Annotated in this window: 22 protein-coding genes; 7 read left to right on the forward strand and 15 right to left on the reverse strand. The window is 46.0% G+C overall.

Annotated elements, in window-relative coordinates; translation table 11 throughout:
- Nucleotides 1-9 precede the first annotated feature (9 nt).
- Nucleotides 10-690 (reverse strand): rhomboid family intramembrane serine protease, encoded by a 681-nt coding sequence (locus K2Y22_01235; protein ID MBX9877056.1) that lies wholly within the window; start codon nt 688-690, stop codon nt 10-12.
- A 78-nt stretch (nt 691-768) separates the two neighbouring features.
- On the opposite strand from K2Y22_01235, the gene K2Y22_01240 reads away from it, so the two are divergent.
- Nucleotides 769-1,281, forward strand: a complete 513-nt coding sequence (locus K2Y22_01240) for a DUF4330 domain-containing protein (protein MBX9877057.1) — start codon at nt 769-771, stop codon at nt 1,279-1,281.
- 40 nt (nt 1,282-1,321) lie between these two features.
- A complete protein-coding gene (locus K2Y22_01245; protein ID MBX9877058.1) occupies nt 1,322-2,725 on the forward strand; it encodes an O-antigen ligase family protein in 1,404 nt (467 codons plus the stop codon).
- Here the strand turns inward: K2Y22_01245 and K2Y22_01250 are convergent.
- Nucleotides 2,718-4,325, reverse strand: coding sequence for a SagB/ThcOx family dehydrogenase (locus K2Y22_01250; protein ID MBX9877059.1), 1,608 nt, complete (start codon nt 4,323-4,325; stop codon nt 2,718-2,720). The genes K2Y22_01245 and K2Y22_01250 overlap by 8 nt on opposite strands.
- Nucleotides 4,326-4,442: 117 nt before the next feature.
- Nucleotides 4,443-5,237, reverse strand: a complete 795-nt coding sequence (locus tag K2Y22_01255; protein MBX9877060.1) for a cyclase family protein — start codon at nt 5,235-5,237, stop codon at nt 4,443-4,445.
- Between the two features lie 407 nt (nt 5,238-5,644).
- Between K2Y22_01255 and K2Y22_01260 the strand changes: the two genes are divergently transcribed.
- Together K2Y22_01260 and K2Y22_01265 are read left to right on the forward strand one after the other, a co-directional pair.
- Entirely contained in the window at nt 5,645-6,235 is a 591-nt protein-coding gene (locus K2Y22_01260) for an OmpH family outer membrane protein (GenBank protein MBX9877061.1), read from the forward strand.
- 276 nt (nt 6,236-6,511) lie between these two features.
- Complete coding sequence (locus K2Y22_01265) at nt 6,512-8,350, forward strand: hypothetical protein (protein MBX9877062.1); 1,839 nt, start codon at nt 6,512-6,514, stop codon at nt 8,348-8,350.
- Between the two features lie 132 nt (nt 8,351-8,482).
- On the opposite strand, the gene K2Y22_01270 is transcribed toward K2Y22_01265, so the two are convergent.
- From K2Y22_01270 to pth, 12 genes are all read right to left on the reverse strand, one after another.
- The gene (locus K2Y22_01270; protein ID MBX9877063.1) at nt 8,483-8,896 is read right to left on the reverse strand and encodes a hydrogenase iron-sulfur subunit; all 414 of its coding nucleotides are present in this window, start codon (nt 8,894-8,896) and stop codon (nt 8,483-8,485) included.
- A gap of 23 nt (nt 8,897-8,919) precedes the next feature.
- A complete protein-coding gene (locus tag K2Y22_01275) occupies nt 8,920-10,071 on the reverse strand; it encodes a cytochrome b N-terminal domain-containing protein (protein ID MBX9877064.1) in 1,152 nt (383 codons plus the stop codon).
- A 60-nt stretch (nt 10,072-10,131) separates the two neighbouring features.
- Nucleotides 10,132-10,479: a hypothetical protein gene (locus K2Y22_01280; GenBank protein ID MBX9877065.1), complete on the reverse strand. Its 348-nt coding sequence runs from the start codon at nt 10,477-10,479 to the stop codon at nt 10,132-10,134.
- On the reverse strand, nt 10,476-10,799 hold the full coding sequence (locus K2Y22_01285) for a hypothetical protein (protein MBX9877066.1): 324 nt from the start codon (nt 10,797-10,799) through the stop codon (nt 10,476-10,478). The genes K2Y22_01280 and K2Y22_01285 overlap by 4 nt, the downstream gene beginning before the upstream one ends.
- A gap of 19 nt (nt 10,800-10,818) precedes the next feature.
- Nucleotides 10,819-12,609 carry a cytochrome b N-terminal domain-containing protein gene (locus K2Y22_01290; protein MBX9877067.1) on the reverse strand — a complete coding sequence of 597 codons (1,791 nt, stop codon included), beginning with the start codon at nt 12,607-12,609 and terminating at the stop codon, nt 10,819-10,821.
- Nucleotides 12,602-13,168 carry a ubiquinol-cytochrome c reductase iron-sulfur subunit gene (locus tag K2Y22_01295; GenBank protein MBX9877068.1) on the reverse strand — a complete coding sequence of 189 codons (567 nt, stop codon included), beginning with the start codon at nt 13,166-13,168 and terminating at the stop codon, nt 12,602-12,604. The genes K2Y22_01290 and K2Y22_01295 overlap by 8 nt, the downstream gene beginning before the upstream one ends.
- 43 nt (nt 13,169-13,211) lie before the next feature.
- A complete protein-coding gene (locus tag K2Y22_01300) occupies nt 13,212-14,063 on the reverse strand; it encodes a c-type cytochrome (protein ID MBX9877069.1) in 852 nt (283 codons plus the stop codon).
- Nucleotide 14,064: 1 nt separating this feature from the next.
- Nucleotides 14,065-14,244, reverse strand: a complete 180-nt coding sequence (locus K2Y22_01305) for a hypothetical protein (protein MBX9877070.1) — start codon at nt 14,242-14,244, stop codon at nt 14,065-14,067.
- A 10-nt stretch (nt 14,245-14,254) separates the two neighbouring features.
- Nucleotides 14,255-14,464 carry a cbb3-type cytochrome oxidase assembly protein gene (locus K2Y22_01310; GenBank protein ID MBX9877071.1) on the reverse strand — a complete coding sequence of 70 codons (210 nt, stop codon included), beginning with the start codon at nt 14,462-14,464 and terminating at the stop codon, nt 14,255-14,257.
- Between the two features lie 2 nt (nt 14,465-14,466).
- Complete coding sequence (locus tag K2Y22_01315; protein ID MBX9877072.1) at nt 14,467-15,387, reverse strand: cbb3-type cytochrome c oxidase subunit II; 921 nt, start codon at nt 15,385-15,387, stop codon at nt 14,467-14,469.
- Complete coding sequence (locus K2Y22_01320; GenBank protein MBX9877073.1) at nt 15,387-16,772, reverse strand: cbb3-type cytochrome c oxidase subunit I; 1,386 nt, start codon at nt 16,770-16,772, stop codon at nt 15,387-15,389. The genes K2Y22_01315 and K2Y22_01320 overlap by 1 nt, the downstream gene beginning before the upstream one ends.
- 378 nt (nt 16,773-17,150) lie before the next feature.
- Entirely contained in the window at nt 17,151-17,744 is a 594-nt protein-coding gene (gene pth, locus K2Y22_01325; GenBank protein ID MBX9877074.1) for an aminoacyl-tRNA hydrolase, read from the reverse strand.
- Nucleotides 17,745-17,900: 156 nt separating this feature from the next.
- On the opposite strand from pth, the gene gcvPA reads away from it, so the two are divergent.
- The 3 genes from gcvPA (at nt 17,901) to K2Y22_01340 (ending at nt 21,860) form a co-directional block, all read left to right on the forward strand.
- Complete coding sequence (gene gcvPA, locus K2Y22_01330) at nt 17,901-19,313, forward strand: aminomethyl-transferring glycine dehydrogenase subunit GcvPA (protein MBX9877075.1); 1,413 nt, start codon at nt 17,901-17,903, stop codon at nt 19,311-19,313.
- Between the two features lie 38 nt (nt 19,314-19,351).
- On the forward strand, nt 19,352-20,128 hold the full coding sequence (gene lepB / locus K2Y22_01335; protein ID MBX9877076.1) for a signal peptidase I: 777 nt from the start codon (nt 19,352-19,354) through the stop codon (nt 20,126-20,128).
- 220 nt (nt 20,129-20,348) lie between these two features.
- Nucleotides 20,349-21,860 carry a GAF domain-containing protein gene (locus tag K2Y22_01340; protein ID MBX9877077.1) on the forward strand — a complete coding sequence of 504 codons (1,512 nt, stop codon included), beginning with the start codon at nt 20,349-20,351 and terminating at the stop codon, nt 21,858-21,860.
- Nucleotides 21,861-21,867: the final 7 nt, after the last annotated feature.

Genomic DNA, 21,867 nt, shown 5'->3' on the forward strand with positions numbered 1-21,867 from the left:
TACTAAAAATTAGAAGTGCCGTAAAGTAGCTTGGCTTTCTCTTGAACCTGAAGCAAACAGTTTCACCAGCACGACTCCTGCTATGAAACCACCCACGTGCGCCCAAAAGGCTATACCGCCTGTCTTGGCCCCTGCCAAATTCATGCTGGCTAGTGCCGGCAAAAATTGCATCATGAACCAGATGACAATGAAAAATACAGCCGGCACCCAAATACTTGTATAAGTGCCGATATATGTTCTTACTCTAGCACCGGGGAAAAGAATTAAGTACGCACCTAAAACACCTGAAATTGCTCCGCTTGCGCCTATTCCTGGAATAGTTGTGTTTATGTCTGAGTAGACCTGAGCAAGTGAGGCTGCAATGCCACAGATCAAATAGAAAAGCAGATATTTGAAATGTCCCATGCGGTCTTCGACATTGTCGCCAAAAATATGCAAAAACCACATATTGCCTATGAGGTGAGACCAACCGCCATGCAAAAACATGGACGTAAACAAGGTCAGATACTCGCCCGTGCCTGGACTATGCGTCAGCTTCGAAGGAACCGTACCCCAGACATCGAGAAAGCTGTTGAGCGCACCTTCCGGCATCGTCACTTCGTTTACAAAGACAAATACGTTAATGACGATAAGGACCCAGGTGACTATGGGCTTGCTGGAAGATTGATTGTCATCATATACAGGAAACATTGACTCAATTATGCCATTAGCTTAAGACAATAGCTTTTGTCCTGTATTATTGATTTAAATTTGACGCGAGGACTACCAGTGAATAACGAATTCAAGTTGTTTGGACGACTTAATGCAATTGATTCCTGCTTGATTGCCATCATACTCTTGTCAGCCCTCGGTTTTGGCATGGCCAGAGCCGGACATGCCGGAGTAGACAAGGTAATTAAAGGCGTTGAGCAAGTAGCAATTGATGTTTACATAACGGGCTTGAAAACAGAAGATCAAGATCTTTTCAAAGTCGGTGACACAGCCTCCATTACTATTCGCAACCAACCGGTAAAGCCACCAATGGCCATAGCAGCTGTTAAACACTGGGCTAAGCAAGTGTCCTTCATGGCTCCTGATGGAAAAAAAGCTGTTGCTTTTGCTGATCCTGCCCAACCGTTAGCCCATGATTTTCTAGTAACTGTAGTAGATCAGGCTGAAGTAACTGACGACGGTTATGTGATTCGAGGCAACAAAATAAAAGTAGGCAACCAGGTTGAACTGGAATCCTTTAAGTATCGCGCCCAAGGCGTTGTTGTCGACATTCACAAGTACAACAAATAAAAACTAAATGATCACAGCCATACAAAAAAGATGTGATGCCATGGCCTCTATTGTGTCCCTGGAAAAGGCCGATGCCGGCTGGCAGACAACTTTTGAAAATTCGCTTTTCGGAAACCTAATTAAGTCAGTAAATAGTTTTCTTGCCAAACTGACTCAATCCAAATTTCAGTCCTTGGGCACGACTCTTCAATGGTTTAGTTTTCTAGCTGTAATTCTGCTTGCCTTTATGTTGCCCCTGCCGCAGTTTGCCAGCGATAAGGAAGGTCTTGCCGTAATTGTCCTCGCCGCGCTTGCAATGAGAATTTTGGGCACGTTTTTAGGCGGTAAGGAAAAATACTCGGCAACAACGCTCGACGCGCTCATTGTTGCTCTTTTGGCTGCAAATGTCGTAGCGACATTTGCCTCCCGTTACTTTGCAGACAGTGTTATTGGACTTGCTAAAGTAGTCGTCTATACAGCTAGTTATTTTCTTTTTTCCGCAGGTCTTAACAGGCAACCTAAAAAGATAATTTTAGTAATAAGTTCCCTTGTCTTGTCGGGTCTCCTAATTTCACTCTATGGTCTCTACCAGTACAAGATAGGCGTGGCGCCATTAGCTACTTGGGAGGATCCTACTCTCGAGTCAAAAGCAACACGAATTTATGCAACGCTCAACAATCCTAATTTGTTAGCCGGATATTTGGTACCACTATTACCGCTATCCTTTGCCTTAACAGCAGTTTCGATTGCTGCCAGGAAATTCATTCTGGCAATTTTGCCGGCCGGCGCAACAGCAATTATTTTTGCAGCTCTTTTGCTAACAGGAAGCAGGGGAGGCTTCATCGCACTTGGCGCTATTGCCTTTGTCTTAGGCGTCGTTATCTTTGAATGGCTCTTTGTAGAAAAACCAAAAACACGTCTGCTTCTGATGTCCGCGGTAGTTCTTCTTCCCCTAATTGCTTATGCTTCTCTGCAGTTTGTACCGAGTTTCAATCAGCGAATCACTTCTATTTTTGCCGGACGCGAACACTCATCTAATTCGTACCGCATGAATGTCTGGGAGTCTTCCTGGCAAATGTTTTTGGACAACTGGTGGATTGGCATAGGACCCGGCAACAAAACTTTCAGACTTGCTTATGGACTCTATATGCGCAGCGGTTTTGATGCTTTAGGTACCTATTGCGTGCCTTTGGAAGTAGCAGTTGAAACAGGTATCATAGGATTTCTTTTATTTGTTGCAATAATCATTGTTTCCCTGACGCGAGCGCATCTGACTTTTTGGCAAGCAAAAGATGCGTATGTCCGTTGGCTTGCCGCCGGTATCGCTGCAGCAATCGTGGGCGTAATGGCACACGGCTTAGTCGACACAGTCTTTTTCCGCCCGCAAGTACAGTTGATATTTTGGTTCTTGCTTGCTGCTTCCGTTGCGCTAAGACAATACTGCCGGAAATCAGAATCTAATTGAGAAAGTCGTAAGCCGGAAGAGTCGTAAGTCTTGGATCAAATACTGCTTCACCAACGGTGAAGTTATAGACGACTTCTTGCCCATCTGGCAACGGCAAATAAGTGTTTATCTCATCATCAAGGAAGCAGCCAATTCCTGTTGCCTGATAGTTAAGCGCAGTAGAGGCTAAATAAAGCCACTGACCAATAAGACCAGCCTCGTAGTGCGCATAGCGATAACAACGATTACCAAACAACTCATATCCTAAATTGAAGTTGGCTACCATTGAAACAGCAAAACAACCATCGGCTGCAATGTCCTGAAAGCAACTGACAAATTTGGCGACTTGCTTTTGATCGCCTATTGCCAGAGGCTGAAGCTTCTCAGTCTGTCTTCTCCAGTAATAAACACCCGGTGCCAGCCCATCCACGCGGTGAACGTAAAAGTACAAATCAATCAAATGAAAACCACGCTGTCCATTAGTTTGAAAGTCAGCACTAAATCCTCTGCCCAAAGTTTTTAGTATAAGCTCAAATTCAGCTTGGGGCATTGAACGTATTCCGTCCATATCGACAGCCGATCTGCGCATGCGAATTATTTTGTGAACAGACTCATCAAGTTCTTTTGCTACAGCCGCGTCCGTCTTAAATGCCGTTTCCTTCAGATCCTCGAAAATCGCTCCTACAGTCAATTCTGGAAGATCCTGCGCAAATCGGGCGCGCCATGTATTTTTGTCAATTACGGTTGAATCATATACGGCGTCAATTGCAGGATACTTAATTTCCTCTTGAGACAAAACATTAGGCACGCCTCTAAATTCAATGTCATTTACGCAAGGAAAGTCGAAGCTAGAGCAACTAACTTGTTGCTCACCTGCCGGAAAAGCTCCAATAATTAGAAACGGTTTCTCATCGTTGCCTTCTAGTCCCAGCAGTTGAATGACTTCTGCATCAGGAAATTCACCAATTGCATGCACCTTCCAACCAAGAATATTAGCCGACAACATAATTGAAGCCAGCGCATGCCCCAAATCATGATTGCAATAGCGAAATGCGCGACTTTGATACTTCCATGATTCGCGCCAGAATATGGAAGTCAGACAAATTACTAATTTCGGCGAAACGTCTTGACCGCTCACTGCTCGCCAGAGCTGTGGTCCCAAATTGGCTTCAGATCTATGTTCCAGAGAGTGTCGCGGCACGTAGTAGTGATAGGCGCCATCAGGCAGTCCCTCAATGCCGTTTAAAAGCAAATGAGTGTCTGTCGGATGCAAATTACCTGATGATGGATTGACTCTTAACGCCCAACGATGATCGGTGCCTCGTATCTCTTTCCAGGCGCTAATAGCCATTGAGTAAAACAACAGATTAGATACAAAGGTAGAATCCGCCTTGTGTGGCTCAGGATACTTTTCCGAGAAGAGATTGTCCATCGACTCAAAGAACGTCCTAGGCACAACAAGTAACTCGTGCGGCAAGGCAATTTCCGGTGCACCGTCATAAAAACGAAACGGATTAGGCTGATTTGCCCAATCTAGAAAATGTCTATTTGAACTGAGCTTTTCAACAGTATGTTTTGTCTGATGATGGTACTTATAAAATGGCGAATCAATTATCATCATCAAAAATCCAGTAAAAACCCTAGGTTCAATATCGGGAAGAGCGCTTAATGTGAAATTAGTGCGCTGCCCTCACATTTGCTGAGTTGATTAACCATCGGCAGCCACTAAAATTGCGACCTATAGGTCAACAAATCCAACGGCTCGACACGGAGCGGCGCTGGCACCAACTAGTTTCAGGGGGAAAAAGGCGACCTTAAAATTAGAAGCCGGCAGCTTGTCTAAATTGACTAGTTGCTGGACAACATAGACTTCCGCATCACGATAGGCATAGTGCGCATCCCAAATGTGCTTTTTATCTCCTGATGTTTTGTAGTCGTTTACCATGACAGGAAAAGGTCTATCCCAGCCGGTGGCATCCGTGCCGCCAACCTTAATACCTTTTTCGGCCAACCACAAAGCCGACTCTCGTGTAAGTCCGGGATAGAAGTAGCGCATCGGATCATTCAATGCAAATTTGTCATGATCAGTGCGGATCAATGCTGCATCTCCAGGCTTTATCTCATAAGGAATTTTGGCAAGCGCAGCTTTTAGATCATCAATCGATATTCCTTTTCCTGTTCCTTTCAAATGGGAAAGATCAAGGACGACGCCATCACAAAAAAGATCTGACAGCGGAATTTGATCCACAGTTTTAGCAGGGGCACCATTGCAAGTACTGCCATAATGCCACGGTGCATCGACATGCGTGCCCAGATGGCTCGATATGCTGAGGTTGTCTTCCGCCCAACCTTCTCCATTGGGAAGATCTGTTGTCGGACAGGAAAAAATTTCCTGCATGATTTTGGCACCTTGTGCATGATCGACAAAATCTATCTCCGGACAAATGATGCGATAGAGAGGCATCAGCATTGCTGGAAATTCCTTTTTGTCGACGATTTCCAATGGACGAGTGAGATCAATTAGCGTTGTCATCTTTCAAATTCCAGTCAGAGAATGCCTGATAAGGCGCCGTCAGCAAAAGATCTTTACACATTCGCGCAAATTTTGTTGTTGTTTGGTGGCACTTCTCTCTCTGGTTATCAGACCGCCTTGATTACTTGCCTCGTCTCAAACAAGTTCAATATCTCGAGGATTTTCAACGCATTTGTGATTGAAACGCGATAAGCGGGTACAAGAAAAATGTACAGCCTGAAAGGACTATTCAAGAGCCCTTCGCATGAAGCATGCAATCTCAGGACCTGTTACACTGGGTTTTAATGATCGGTATCTATTATAGGTATCATCATGACCCAAACATAGAGGCCTTATATACGCTCATCAGGCTTGTATAAAGCATCTTGATTTCCCCAAATGTGACTCTTAGGTAAAGGTGAACACGCATGAAGAAACAGATAGTAACCAGTATTTGCAGTGCCTTGCTCCTGAGCATGGTAGCAATTACCGGACCGGCTTTCGCTCAGAAGGCAGCCACGCCAACAACAGTGAAGCTCGGCTATTACAACTACAACATGGTCAAGACGTCTTTCCCAGAAGCTGCTGGCTCAGACTCGTTGAGACAACAAGCGGAAAGCCAACTAAGAGCTTTCCAAGAAGATGCCAACAAGCGTCTGCAAAAGGCTCAAGACGATAAGAAGCCCAAAGAAGAAATCGAAAAGCTGAAGAACGAATTGCAAGCTGAATACAATGGCAGATTGCAAGCACTTTCTCAATTGGTTTCAACTCAAGTAGCAATTGCCAACCAGAATATTGCCCAAGCCTTGAACTTAGTAATGAAGGACAAGGGTCTGGATTTGGTAGTTGATACCAGCACAATTTTGGCAGGCGGCGACAAGCTGGTTAATAACGGCATTGACGTTACCGACGAAGTTGTTAAGAAGCTCAATCCAGCACGTGGATTAACGAGCGGTGGCGGCGGTGGTTCTGCTCCAGCACCAAAAACTGGTGCCGGCGGTGGTGCTGCTCCACAGTAATTAATCAACGAACGTAAATTCGTAAATGCAAACAGGCAGGGAGAATTCCCTGCCTGTTTTGTTTTTTGCCTTCGCTGGAACTTGCACTTGCAAAACGAAGTGGTACTATTTCAATACTTAAAAGATATACCCTTTATCAGCCTAATATATCCATTTTGCTGATAACCCAAATAACCAAACTAATTCCGGAACGCACCGGCTAGACAAGGGTCCTAATTGCTTCTTAAAAAGGAGAGCGTCAGCTCCTCCTCACGAGCATTTAGATTGGCCAAGTTGATGGCAGCCTCGCAGGCGCTCGCTTTGGCATTGACCCCTGCTTTGCAGTTGTCTTCTTACGCTCAACCTGGTGCCGGCACCTTTACAGGTATCGAGAACGCCAACATAAGATCCGACGTTCGTGCCTTACCTGGCTCAATTATTCCAACCGATGTGGTACCACTACCGGCTGCTGAAGAACGTTTGTCTTTCGGCGAAAATTTGCAATTGAGAATTTTGCAAAGGCTGCCCGCTCGTCTATATTTCAACGGCTCTTGTGAATCAACGTTCCGTATTGAAACCAACCCGTTTCAGTTTCCCAAGAAATCCACTTTTATAAAAAAGAACTTTCCGCCGCCACCTGTTTTTGCGCAGTTAAACGCATTCCAGCAAAACGACTTTTTCAGGCAGCTTAGTTTCATTAACGCTTTTGACGTTGTTTTCCGTGTCCTGCCCAACGTAACTATAGGTTGGACTTTGACACCACGTACAAGAGTTTTCGGAAACTTCTTTATGATCCGTGACTCGTTGATGCACGAAGTTCGCTTGAACACAACAATATTTTCCGTTGCCTACGGCATTCAGCAAGACGTTCCTATTACCAGACGAGGCAACCTGCAGATAGAGTGCCAAGCCCGTGAGTTAATGCAGCAAAACGGCACGCCTGTATTTGACTTGTTGCCTGCTTTGACTTTCTCCTACATTCTCACTCCCCGCATGGTGCTCTTTGCCAACACGCTTTTGCAGGCAAGAGGCAGAGGCTACTTCAAACCGGCAACACGTGAACTTGATCCGTTCTTTACTTTCGGCGGTCTTTATCAGCGTGGCGGTTGGTCGGTTTCCGCAACAGGTACATATGTACAGAACTGGCGTGAAATGTATGGCGCTAACGCCTCAATTCCTATCAATAACCAATCGTGGATTTGTGACTTTGAAGTAGCAAGAAGACTATTCAAAGAATTATCCGGATTGCAGGCTTTTGTAAGAGCTGAACCAATCTGGAACTTCGGCTCACACAACACTGCCGGACTAGCTGGATTTGACTACCGCTTTTTCTGGGGATTGCGTATGGCAATGGGCAAACCGCCATTGACTGCAGCTCTCAATCAAATTAGACAACAGCTGGAGGAAACAGAGGGCGAACCACCACCACCGTCTGCTCCAGGCACATCACCTGGCGCACCACGTCCTTCTGCTTATCTTATGCCTTACGAGATATCAGCGATAAAGCCGCAACCTATTCACGGCTTCATTTGCAAGGACACAGACAACCTGGCGCCAGTGCATACCATCAAAGACGAAATTGCTAATGTACCAACTAAGTATTTCTTCCCGCCGCAAGTCGATGAAACAATTGGCTACTACGACGACATAACTCCTATTATCGCCGGTGATTTAGAAGCACCTGTAGAGAAAAACGCTGCCTCTTCTATGATGTCGGCGCATCCTGAACTGGCTTCCAACCCTGACATCGACAATGAAGTTATGGATCCATCAGTTGAGTTTGCGGATCAACAATTGCCTGATTCACGTCTTGTTGCCATGCTCACGCCTGACGAACTGGATATAGTCATCCCGGAAGCTGACGGTGGCGCCGCTACAAATCCTGATAGCGAAGATGCCATTGTTGAAAAGGCCGCTCAAAAAGCACAAGCCGGTCAAGACACAAGACGCACTCGAAAAATTGGCAAACCCGCGACTAAACGGATAGCACAAGTACCGACTGACACTAAGGCAAAGAAACACCTGCCCATGGTCATCATGCCTCCTCTACCAAGCGTCAATATTGAATCGGATAATCCGCTTACTGGCACCGGCCTAGATGTAAGCCGTCCGATCATGTTCAACGTAGTGAGATAAAAAGGTCTTTTAAAACTCGGCGACGAGTCCGAAGCAGGCAATCAATACGATGCAGGCAAAGTAAAAGGCGAAGAACCATCCCCAGCGGATGATCATTTCAATTTCGCTTACTTTTGGTTGTGCAGCAGCCATTTACTTAGCCTCCGTTATGCTATTTAGGGTTTGCAGATGTCCGACAAACTCCTTAGCTTCCGAAATAAAACGCTTGGTTTGCAATCTGGATAACCAGAGAGCGACAACACGTCTTCTATCGACAGTTTTCTTCAAACCTGGTGGACGCTCGCCCAAAAGGCGTTCGCGAATCATCTTATTGCCTTCGCGATAATAGCAATCGCCAATCTGGCAGCCACAAACAATTACGCCCTCAGCACCGGCTTTCAGAGCTGCTTCAATCATCAAAGGTTGAATCATGCCGCTGCAGGGGAACTTAATGACCGTAACGTCAGGTGCATCTTTCAGGATACCCTTCTCATCCATCTCGCGATCAAGATCAACTGCTCTTTCACAGATGAGGGTGATTACTGTCTTCTTTTTTGTCTCGACCATGATAAGACCGACTCCTGAAATAACTAAGACTGAGCTGCTGCTTTGATTTGGTTGGAAACATCGCTATCGAGCAAATTGGGTAAATCAATTGCATCGAAGGCACAGGCGCCAACGCAAAGTCCGCAGCCGGAACAACGATATGACTTAACTGTCGCCAGAAGTTTGAAACGACTGCCGGCAGGTGCCGGCACCATATCAATTGCTTCATAGGGGCAATCTTTATCGCAAAGCGAACAACCGGTACATTTTGTAAGGACTACTTCTGCTGTTTCCACAGGCTTGGTTCTTACAAACCAAGGAACTGCCGTGAACAGGATTACACCGCCAATCATCAACGCCCAGAAGAATCCTAAGGACATCTTGGTCATCATCCAGTAAGGCCAGAGGAAGAACCAATCTATTTCAAAGGATGTTGGGGTTTGAGTTAACTGAGCCATTGTTCCGCTTTGAATTGGGAACATGGCGACAACAGCCAGAATAATAGCTACAAGGATGTAGTTAATTACAGGCGGTGGTGTCAAAACCGGACGTGCCATACGCACATAGTGAACCCACAAGCCGAAAAGGAGCATGAAGGACAAACCGATGTGAATAAAGAGGTAGTTGGATAAGGTGAGGTTGGTTATTTCCTTGCCGTTGATAAACCAATCTTTCAATGGCTGACCAATAATAGGCAAAGCCTCAAATGCCGACACTGTCATACGAGTAAGCAAGAGTGAGCGTTCATCCCAAACAAGGTAATAGCCTGTTTGACCAATGAAGAGCACAGCTAATAGAAGAACTACTCCTGATACCCACTGCACCCAACGATACTGTCTATAGCGGTCGGTAAACCAAACTCTTAACACGTGCAAGATGATAGTGAGTACCATAGCGTCACCGGCATAACGGTGCAAACCGCGAAACACAGCTCCAAATGGAATTGTCTTGGTTATGTAATCAACTGATGTCCAAGCGTTAATAAGTCTTTCAGACGCATAAGCATTATCAATGGTTGGAATGTAGTAAGCGAAAAGCAAAAGACCCGACAAAAAGAGCACCCACAGATAAAACTGTGGCAGCGCACCGTGGTAATAAAACGGGTTGTACTTGCTTGTTGCTATAACGTTAGTCCAGTGCTCAAGCCACAAGGTAGCCTTGTTTAGCGGATCTGTGTATAGCTTATGCATCACCATATTGTTTGTTCCTATTTACTTACTCACCAGATAGGCTGAACGCCCCTACAAAACCAAAAATTATTTCAACGGTAGAACTGTTTTTTCCTCTGCGTCTTCACGACCGATTACGGCTATGCCAATCGCAGCAGAAATTAGAGCTAATGCCATGAAAAAGCCGTAGACGTAATATGGAGCATTTACGTCATCTTTGAGATACGAAAAATTGTTGTTCACGAAGGCAATTGCCGGTTGAAGCAGTCCGGAAATTCCCAGGGTATCGGCAAATTGCTTACCCCAATCGGAGCCGGGAATAGATGGAGTCAAAAGTCCGAATTCGGCCCAGGGCATCATAAAGGTCATGCCCAGACAACCGGCGGCGAAGATAAGGACCAAAACTATCGGCAAAAATCTGTCGCGAGCGCTCATCGAATACCTCCGCTAGCCTGACTGTTAACCCGTCTCATTAAACGCACCTGCATTTTCTCGAAAAGCTCGATGCGCTTTTTCAAAGTACCTTTGTCTTTTTCCTCAAAGTAAATCCAGTATGACTGGACACCCAAAAGAAGAATCGTAAACACTGTTCCTGAAGCGAGCAAAAGCCAATCGGCAAATACCGCGGTTTCATGAATTTGTCGCCATCCGGCAAAGAACCAGGAAAGCGTAATGACGGAGGCTACAAAGGCAGTAAGACGAAATGCCCAGTGGACTTTTCGTGGATTTATTGCTTGGACTTCCTTCTGACTCACGATTTCTCCAATTGCAATGCTACGACGCTTGTGCCGAAGCTTGTGTTTGTGTTGCTTGAACCTGACTGGATTTCTTACACCACCACATGGTGCCGAAACCAGCGACCATAACAACAGCGCCGGCAATCATCCAAACCCAATCAAGATCGGGCACCGGCATAGGATATGGCGGGTTGCCTGGAATTGGTTGGGCCAAAACTGACGTGCCGATACCTTCCATGCGATCGACATAAGTGGCGTAGTCAAAACACCAGCGGTTGGAGACCATGAAGTCAATCAAGCCGTTGTACTTGATACCTTCAATAAATGTCGGCGCAGCGGCAAAAATGCCGTCAAGTGGTGTCGACTGTTTGCAGATGTCGGCAATCTTAGTTACAACTGCTGGAATATCTCCACCTTTGGCGATTATTTCGTGGTAGTTCCAGTAAGGAATACTGCCTTTAACTCCTTCACGTACAAGCTCCTCGGCAGCTTTAGCATTGTCGCCCATAAATGGTCTGAATGCTGCGTACGTCCAAGCTTGTGTGATTGGCGACATGAACATTTCTGTTCTCGCCATGAAGAAATAAACAATGGCAACAACAGTCTGAACAAGTCCAACTATGCCCATAACCATGGCAGCAAATGCACCTTTGGCCCTTTGAACCAAATTGGTTTCTTTCCAGATGAGCGCTAATTGCAAAAGAACGCCGATATCGATCATTAGGTAAAGACTGTCACGCCAGTACGGCGGATCATTGTGGATGTTGGCGATGTTGACAATGATGAGGAACGAGAAAACAATCCAGTTAACAAGTCCCATAAGTGCCACCCAGAAAATAACCGGTCGTTTGTTGATGTCCTTTTCCGGTCCTGTCAGCCAAACATCAATGAACGGCAAAAGAACAACAGACAATGGAATTAACATCGTAATTTCTGTAGCTACAACCGGCTCGAGGTACTTATACATTTGATACAAGCCCAAGAAGTACCAGTCAGACAAAATAGGCAATGGCGTTACATCTGGATTGGAACGTCCACCAAGAGCCGCCGGCAAAATAATTGCCACAACCGCAATCATCAAAGTGACAATAATGCGCTTGGTCCAATTGATATTAATACGCTTGTAACCTGTCTTATAGAAATACAGCTCAACAAAGATGAGCGGTATTAATGAGAAGGCTAAGTGCAATGAGAAAAAGCGCGTAATTGTTTCTTGAGTAATAGCGCCGCCGGCACCCAATAGAAATTCAGCCGTATTCCAACCCATGTGCATGGACTTAACCAGAGGCAAGTAGAAATCACCCATGCCCGGGAATTGGTCCATATAGGTTGGGAATGTGGCGAACACTTTTGTAGCCCAAAATGCGCGCTGGTTCCAGATGAGCAGATACCCAGTCAAACCGGAATACATAGATAGTAAGAGCGTTACAAGACCAATAGCAATGTTGAATTCCTTGCCTGGTTTGTAGTCTGCATTGATAAACATACGGAACATACGGATAGTGGCTGCAATAATCATCGCGTCCGCGCCGTATTTGTGCATGCCTCTCACGACGTTACCGAAAAGGATGCCGTGCTGAATGTTCAAGATTGAGTCATAGGCAGCCGCTTTGGTCGGGATGTACCACATAATCAAAACGAGTCCGGTGAACATAACGATCATCCAGACCAGGTAGAAAATTGAACCGATGGCATAAAACGGGTTGGTCTTTGCCTCGAGTTGGTAATGTTCGTCAAAGAGATCAATGTTGGCTATGCGTGTTTTAAGCCAATCGTTGGTTGCAACTAATGCCCCCATTAGCCCCGCATTTTTAGTTGTACTAGGCAATTCCCCCGGCCTCCAGTGATAAGACTGCTATCTTGTCTCCGTCCTTTTTCAGCTCAAAGCGTCTTGGTGGTCTAGGAGCAGGACCCGATACCACCTTGCCGCCCTGGGCAATATCATAAACGCTCAAGTGACACGGACAAGCAAATACTGGTCCGTTTGGCTTATAGTTATAGCCTTTAGCGCACTCTTCAGGATCTTTGACGAAGTTGAACACGCAGCCTAGGTGCGGGCAAATGCGGCTGTAAGCAACCTTTTCACCATCAGGTAGGCTGACGATAAATCCTGGAATCTTACGAACTTCCTGACCTTCCGGGTTGTATTCCTTGTAGGTCTGTTCAAACATGAAGGGGATACATGTCCAAGCATCCGGAAAATCTGAATCCTTGAACTCAACTTCCTTCTTCGGCTTTGGTTGATCGGATGGACCGAGCAAATCCAACGGCTTAATCGTCGGTCTCAAAAAGCGCAATAGCGGTGAAGCTACCAAACCAAAGGTAAATGCCAATGGAATGGCGGCTGCTGTCTTGAGAATAAGTCTTCTTGATGTTCCCTCGGTCATTTTCATCACATCCTTTGAGCACGTTACTATTGCTACTCTATCCCTATTTCTTTTCAATTGCTGATGGGTTCTGCTGCGAAGCCGGCACATTTAAGCCAACCGCTACCGTAGGCTCGTTGGAGCTATGGAAGTGGCGTACAAATTGCACAAGCTTCTTGATGTAAGCCTCATCAAACTTCACGTTCTTGGCTCTGTCTTGCTTATTCAAGAAGTTGGGCATGCCTTCCCATTTAATGCCATTGGCGATGTGATCCCAAAGGACATCATCAGTTCTGTCGAAGAATCTATTGAACTGGTGGAAGTTAGCAGGCACCGGCTGAAGAGCAAAGTTCTTAGTAAGAGGTCCATCTCCGTGTCCACGCTTACCGTGGCAAACGGCACAGTTGGCGCCAAATACTGCGTCCATATCGTCAATTTCTTTCTGAGCCAACGGCGGCACAGCGATTGAACGTGTGTAGAAAACCAAATCCCATACTTGCTTACGCGAACAGGCGTCCTTCAAAGATGGGTGGTTGACCTCATGTCCGGCGACAATTGCCGAACCTTCAGCCATTGGTTTGCCATAAGTCAAGAAATAGTAAAGATCTAAAGGCTTTTGCTTGTGGACCATAACTTCGTTGCTCAAATCAACGGTAGTTTTGTTGGCCACGCCTTTACCGTCAGCCCCATGGCAGGCAGCACACTGTTGTTTTTCATAGACGACCTTACCATCCGGAATGGACGGGTTATCATCCGGGAAAATGACCACATCGGCAGCTTCTGTAACCTGACGGCTGGCAATTTTGTCATCTGCGCCTTTGAGAGTTACTTGTTCAGTACAACTGGACAAGGAAATAGCTGCCGGCAAGGCAACTAAAAGGCTTAGTGTTTTCCACGAAAAGGTCTTGTTCAACATCTTAATATCCAAAGAAAGGTATCCATGAAATAGAAGCCCAAATGACGATGATGGCAAAAGCCACAATCAAGAAGAGAGGCGGTGGTCCTTCGCCGATTCGATATTCGGCGACTTCTTCGTAGTGTTCAGTTGGTTGTACAGCATCTGCTGCTGCGCCTTCTGGCTTTTTCTTTTCTGCCATTTTTTCCCGCCTAGCTACTTAACTGAGTTTGACCATGAGTTGCTGTCGGCTCATCGGTCATCATGTCGTACTTAACTGATTCCATGTCTTCGAACTCGCCGTTACGGAAAGCCCACCACATGGCTGCAATTCCCACCACAAAGAACAAGAAGCAGACGCCAAAGGCCACATAGAGACCTGGTGAAATGCCGACTTGATTCAAGATGCAATTAGGACACATGCTTAGTTACCACCTGAATGAGGTTCCCACTCTTGTTCTGTCAACTTGGGTAAGTGTACTTGTCCAACTTTGTTCAATTGATCAAGTTTGTCGACAGTGATTTCCTGGTTTTGCGGCAGAGTCTTCAAATATGCCACCAGGTACCAGCGCTCTTCTTCAGTCAAAATTTCGTTGAAGCGCGGCATGCGAGTACCAGCCACACCTTCGCTCACGCGATAGAACCAGAACGCATCCGGATACTGCTTGTAAAACGCTCTTGTGAAGTTAGCAGGCTTTTTCTCCAGTGAAATGGAGTTTGGTCCGTTGCCTTCACCTTCAAGTCCGTGGCAAGCAGCGCAGTTTTGCGTGTAGATACCGCGACCGGCATTAGCTGCCGCATCAGAATTGGTATCAACGGTCTTTTTCGGTAAGTAAACAAGTTCGTATTCAGCCGGTGCTTCCACATATGCATGAACTGTTCTCTGGTTACCCAATGTTTGAATGTAGGAAACCAAGTCGTTCATGTCACGATTGGACAAGTGGCTGAAACTCGGCATGATTGAACCGGGCTTAACAGCACGCGGGTTAATCAAGTGAGCCTTTTGCCATTCCGAGGGAAACTTGCCGCCCTCGTTGGTCAGATCCGGACCGGTTCTGGCTGTGCCTAATTGGTGCGGTGTTTCCCACACATAGTCACCAGCTTTAACAAGCGGTCCATATCCTCTATCTTGCAAACGCGTAAATTGCGTGTGGCAATAGAAGCAACCTTCACGCACGTAAATTTGACGACCTCTAGCCGGGTTGACCTCAGAGGTTTTTACGTATTTGTTGTAACTCTTAGACGGTACCGGATTAAAGAGCACCATCGGCAGAAGTACAGTAGCTGTAATAATCGTAAAAAAGGTAATTACGATACCAATTGCACCAAGGCGATAGCCGTTCATTAGGCCTTCACCTCCGCCGTCTTAGCATCGGCTGCTTTTGCTGCCGGTGTGTACAACGACTTGAATGCATTGTAGGCAAATATACATTGTCCGAGCACAATCATGACTCCACTGACTGCTCTTAGTCCCCAGTAAGGACGAATCTGCAGTCCCCATTGATCAACTGGCACACCGAATGCCCAACCTGCTGATTGAATCAAACCGGCAATGGTGAGTGACACCATCATCAGCAAGAATCCTAAAAACTTCAGCCAGTAGTGAGCACGAATAAGACCTTGGCTGTGCCAGTCGCGCCCAGTAATTCTAGGCAGACCGTAATAAATAGCCGAGGTCAAAATAAAGGAAAACGTTCCAAGCAATGCCAAGTGAGCGTGTCCGACTACCCACTGAGTAAAGTGCAGGTACCAGTTGACCCAACGTGTTGCTTGAAATGGTCCTTGCACGCAAGTAACTAAATAGAACATGCAAGAAGTAACGGCAAAACGCAATGGCATATCTGTGACAACCTGTTGCCACTTGCCCTTCATGGTCATGAAGAAGTTTGTCAACACGGTTAAAACAGGTACCAAAAGAAATACCGATGAGATAACGGCAATTGCTTTGAGCCATTCAGGTACAGGCGATTGCAAAATGTGGTGAGTACCAGTCGGTGCATAGAAAAGTGCAATACCCCAGAAGCCCAACATGGAAAGACCGTGGCTATATAAAGGAGCATTGGTCAGTCTTGGCAAGAGGTAATACATCATGCCGACACCAACTGTCGTGAACCACATACCAAGGATGTTGTGTCCGTAGAACCAACCGACAATAGCATCGTTCAAACCAGGCAAGGCAACGAAAGTACGCTGACCGATGATGTAAACCAGTGGAAACCAAAATAGTGCGCCCAGGAAATACCAGAGCGATACATATAGTTTCTTGACCTTTCTGTTTACGACGGTCATATAAACGTTGGCGGCAATTGTGACAAGCGCAATTGCTACAAGCACATCGAGTACGGCGCCTAGTTCGGCGTATTCACGACCTTCTGTCGAACCATTGATCAAAGTACAAAAGGCACCAACCATCACGGCATTCCATGCCCACATAGTAAAGTTGCCCAGGCGCTCCGACCAGAGCTTTGTCTTGGCCAGAGACGGCACCATGTAATACATGGCCCCAACATAACCCATGGACAGCCAGCCTACGGCGACTGCGTTAACGTGCCACATGCGCAAGTGTGGAAAAGACAGTTGTGGAATGTTGTGGATGAGGTCTGGCATGGAGAATTCGAGTCCCCCAAGCATCCCTGCTCCCATTCCTAAAATTGACCACCAGATGGCGGACAGTATGAAGTTTCTGGCAGCGCTGCCTTCACGATTGCTTAAAACGGCGTCTAGTAACATTGTTGCCCCGCTTGGCTTCTTGTTTTATCAACGGCAAATTTTAACGTACTTACAACTATCTAAAAGCGTTGGAAGCTAAGGGCGTTTTTGAAGATTACTCTAAACAAATTGCAAAAACCCTTGTTAAGAGATGAATTCTTTGCATGCGTAATATAAGCAACTGCGCTATCTCAAAACAGCTAGCTTAGCCAACTTGGCCAACTTGCCAGTAGATCCAAAATGCTTTGCCGACAAGGTATCAGCTCGCTTGATTTGAGTGTCGTCAGCTACATCTTTGCAGCAACAAATTGATACAAAAATAACTTACGAGGAGATTATTTTTTCCAGCCTGCAACCCACTCAGATCCATTTCGATATCCACTGAAAATCTCTTTGCTTCTACTGAATTTCAGAGGCAGCCAAATCAAGTCCATTGAATTTGTTGGCTGCTTCCACGGCACCTACTGTCAGCCAACCATTTGCTGCCTGAGCGGCATACTTTATGCAGCGGTTATAAAGATGGGAATTTGGTTCTACTTGCAAAACATATTTGCCGCGCACATCGCCACCAGGGTCAGGTCCAACGCCAACTTTTATTCTGTCAAAACCTTGTCCGCCTAATTGTTGAATTATGGATTCCACTCCATGTTGCCCACCGGCACCACCTTGAGCCTGCACGCGAATGCGACCAAGCGGCAATGAAACATCGTCATGAATAACCAACAAATCCTTTGGTTCAAGCTTGAACCAGTTAAGAACTGCTCGTACCGACTTGCCGGAATCATTCATATAGGTAACTGGTTTAACAAGAAGAACTTCGACTCCTGACAAATCGATTTTGGCCATGTCACAGTACAAATTCTTCTTGTTGGCAAATTGCGCGCCAACTGAATCTTTCAATCGGCCGACTTCATCAATGACGGCAAAACCGGCATTGTGTCTTGTGAAGTAGTATTCAAGCCCTGGATTGCCAAGCCCAACAATAACTTTCATGCGACCATATTATGATGAATGTATGGCTCAAGATAGCTGGTTTCCAAGTTTGATGTAAAAAGAAACTAACGGCGAGCCTACCGCCTAATGTATTAATGTAACTTTGTATTTGGTTTTAGAGATATAGCTAAAAGCTAGGACAACTGAGGACAACAAATGAGTGAGAGCCAGAACGTCCCCTATTTGCCGCACACAACAAAAGATCGGCAAGAAATGCTCAAAACAATTGGCGTTAATAGCTTTGAGGAATTGATAAAACATATTCCCAAAGAAATTCGCATCAAGGAATTGGCTCTTCAAGACAGTCTTTCCGAAATTGAAGTACGCGAAACAATTACTCAGTTAGCTGCTAAAAACACACCAGCATCAAGGCAAGCTTCCTTCCTTGGTGGCGGCTCATACCGCCGTTATACTCCAGCTGCTCTAGAATCAATTGTTTCTCGCTCTGAATTTGCCACTGCTTACACGCCTTACCAACCGGAAGTAAGTCAAGGCACGCTCCAGACAATCTATGAATTTCAAACTGCCATTTGCCTTTTAACAGGAATGGATGTTGCTAACGCTTCATTGTATGACGGACCAACAGCCTGCGCCGAAGCTGCTCTTATGGCTTGCCGTCTAACTGACAGACAGCATATCTATGTTGCTCAATCGGTCAATCCTGAATACCAGAAAGTGACCAAGACTTATGCCCAATCTTGCGGACTGCAGTTTGACACACTTGCGACACCGGATGGCTACTTGTCCGACAAGTTTGAAATTGCTGACGATGCATCCTGCGTGATTGTGCAATACAGCAATTACTTCGGCATTTTGGAAGATCTTCAAGCAATAAGCAAAAAGGCCAAGGAAAAAGGAGCCCTGCTTGTTGTCGTAAGCGAACCAATCTCACTTGGACTTCTGACGCCACCATCAGAGTTTGGTGCCGATATAGTTATTGGCGATGCGCAACCATGCGGTAATTTCTTATCATTTGGCGGTCCGTCTGCCGGATATCTAGCTTGCCGTAAGGATTTTGTCAGACAGCTACCCGGAAGAATTTGCGGCATGACCGTTGATTCGGAAGGAAAGCGCGCTTATACGCTGACATTGCAGACCCGCGAACAACATATTCGCCGTGCTAAGGCAACTTCAAACATTTGCACCAACCAGGCACTAAATGCTCTTTCCATGCTCGTCTATCTTGTCTTGATGGGACCAATTGGACTTAGGCAGTTGTCGGAAATAAGCGTAAGACGCGCGCATTATTTGCAAGAGCTGCTTACAGCAATTGATGGAGTAAAACTTTCTTTTGCCAAACCGTTCTTCAATGAATTTCTCATTGAGACAACAAAACCGGCCACACTAATTCTGCAGCAATTGCAGAAGAAGGGTGTGCTTGGAGGCATTGCCGTAAGCCTAAACTATCCGCATCTGGAAAAGGCAATTCTCATCACTGTCACTGAAATGAATAGCGTAAAAGACTTGCACAAATACGCCGACGCTCTCAAAGAAATCCTGTCCAATGGACAAGACAAAATGATTACAGCCAATAGCGGAAAAACTGCTGCAACCAATTTAACCAAGTAAAACTATCAAAATAACTAGTTGAGGTACAAACTCGTTTTATGGAACCCGTAGAACCAACGGCAAAGACTCAGACCGAATCTCAAAAGGTCTCCAGCCAAAAAATAGAAGCTCGTAAAGCCGGTGGTCTTAAAGGCTTCATCAAGGAAATGGTAGAACTGGTTGTTGTCACCCTTGTTTTGCTCATTGTTATTCGTTGGTTGTTTGCAGAAGCTCGCTACATTCCGTCTTCTTCGATGGAGCCGACCCTGCAAATTGAAGACCGCTTACTTGTGGAAAAACTTTCCGGCCACCTGGGCAAACCAATTCAGCGTGGCGACATTTTGGTTTTCTATCCGCCACCAATTGAAATGGGCGGACGCGATTTAAGTAATGACCCTCGCTATATTCTGGGTCGCTTAACGGGTCTGCCCTTTTTGCCAAACGAGCCGGCTTTTATTAAACGAGTAATTGGTCTGCCGGGAGACAGTTTAAGAATTCAAAGAGGGGTCGGCGTCTTCATTAACGGCGAACTCTTGGATGAGTCGTCTTATATCAAAGAAAAGCCCAATTATGACTTGACGACGATGGAAGACATTGGCGGACGCTCGTCCACAGGTGGTGCAATACGTCCATATGGTCAGAGCAAAGACCAAATTGTCGTGCCTGCCGGCCAACTATTTATGATGGGCGACAACCGCAACAATTCCGAAGACAGCCACGTATGGGGCTTCCTGGATGAAAAGCGGGTGATCGGTCGCGCCTGGCTTCTCTTCTGGCGCCGGCTTGATCTAGGAATTCCGCACTACCCGCGCTTCCCACAAGATGGCGAAGACTAGTCCGGATTAAATCCTGAGTAAAGGCCTGTTCACATTCTTAAAAAAGCGTATATTAGTGGCAACTAAGTTACTTGTATGGGCTTGATAGCCCGCCAAGCCCGCTTAGCCGAGAGTTGAGCACCTGAGAATTCCCCTCTCAGCTTGAGAACTAAGCTCTCACTGGGTATATAGCTCCCAGGGCTAAACCCACTGTATTGGCACTTACTACAGGAAAGCCAAAATGGCCAAAGAGCCTGCCGCTAACGATCCCACAAGAAGACAGGGTCAAAACGCAAACAATCCTGTCAATCTTGATGCGCGTAGGCGTTTGTTTCAGTCTGAGCCCAGACAAGTAAATGAAAAATCCAAGAAAAATAACCGTCCAAAGATAAACGAGGCTCCTGCCGCATCTGACCTTGCCGGGCGCGAAGTGGAATTGATTGAAAGAGAAATCAAAATTCTATCCTTGCAGCAAGAAGTCGAACATTTGCGCCCCGTATCCGGTCTCTACAGACTGGTTAGAGCAATGGCATCCGAGCGCAATCTTGATTCGCTCTTATCTCTCATTAGTCGCGAAACAAAGGCAATTTTGAAATGCGACCGTGCTTCTTTGTATGTTTTAGATAACGAAAATGGTGAACTCTGGACAACACACTACGATGACGGTCCTAACCACGAACCAACTGTAGTTAAGCTGCCTTTGTCCTCGACAAGCGTAGTTGGGCTGTGTGCAAGAAATGCCGAAACGGTAAAAATAGATACGGCATACAGCGACAACCGTTTTGACCCTGAATTTGACAGGCAATCAGGCATGCTTACAAGAAATGTCCTGGCAGTGCCGATGCTCAATCCGGGCGGCGAAGTATTGGGAGTTTTTGAGGCAGTAAACAAAGCAGGCGGTCCTTTCGCTGCAGAAGATTTAGAGTGGTTGCAAGGGCTATCTGTTGTAGCCGGTGGCTTAATTGAACAAACCAAAGCGTACAGTGAAATGGAACGCTTTATGGACAAGACCCTGGAGATGCTGGCACGCACAATTGATAAGCGTGACCCGCTAACAGCCGGACACTCCATGCGTGTCACCAAATACAGCCTATTAATCGCCGAAGCATTAACTATAGGACAACCAAATATTGACGTATTGCGCTATTCAGCAATGATGCATGACTATGGAAAAATTGGTGTGCCGGAGTCAATTTTGTGGAAAAACGGAAGATTGACACCCGAAGAATATTCCTGCGTGCAACAGCATGCCAAATTCACCTACGACCTTTTAATTACTTTGCCATTTACCAAGCGACTGGCTTCAGTTCCTTTTGTAGCCTCCTGCCACCACGAAAAACTTGATGGTTCGGGCTATTACCGTGGACTTAAAGGCGATGAAATTCCTTACCTGACTCGCATCATTACAGTTGCCGATGTCTTCGATGCTCTAACTTCAGTCAGACACTATCGCAATCGCATGGCAATTACCAAAGTTACTGAAATTATGGAATCAGGTCGCGACAATCATTTTGATGCGCAGATGGTCGACACTTTCTATTCCCTGCCTGCTGATTTCGTACTCAAGGTAATGGAGTCAGAGCGCGGTCAAGCACAGCTTGCAGATTTAGATCAGTTCTCGGCTCTAAGCTTAAGGAGACTAGTTGAGTTATGCGCCGGCGCCAAAGGAAGTCCTGAAGAAATAGTACTCAAAGATGCCTTTGAACAGATTTACTATGCCGGGCTGCCTTCTGATTATCAAGCTCTGGATTAGTCGAAAA

Source organism: Candidatus Obscuribacterales bacterium, assembly GCA_019744775.1.
Taxonomy (GTDB): Bacteria; Cyanobacteriota; Vampirovibrionia; order Obscuribacterales; family Obscuribacteraceae; genus SBAT01.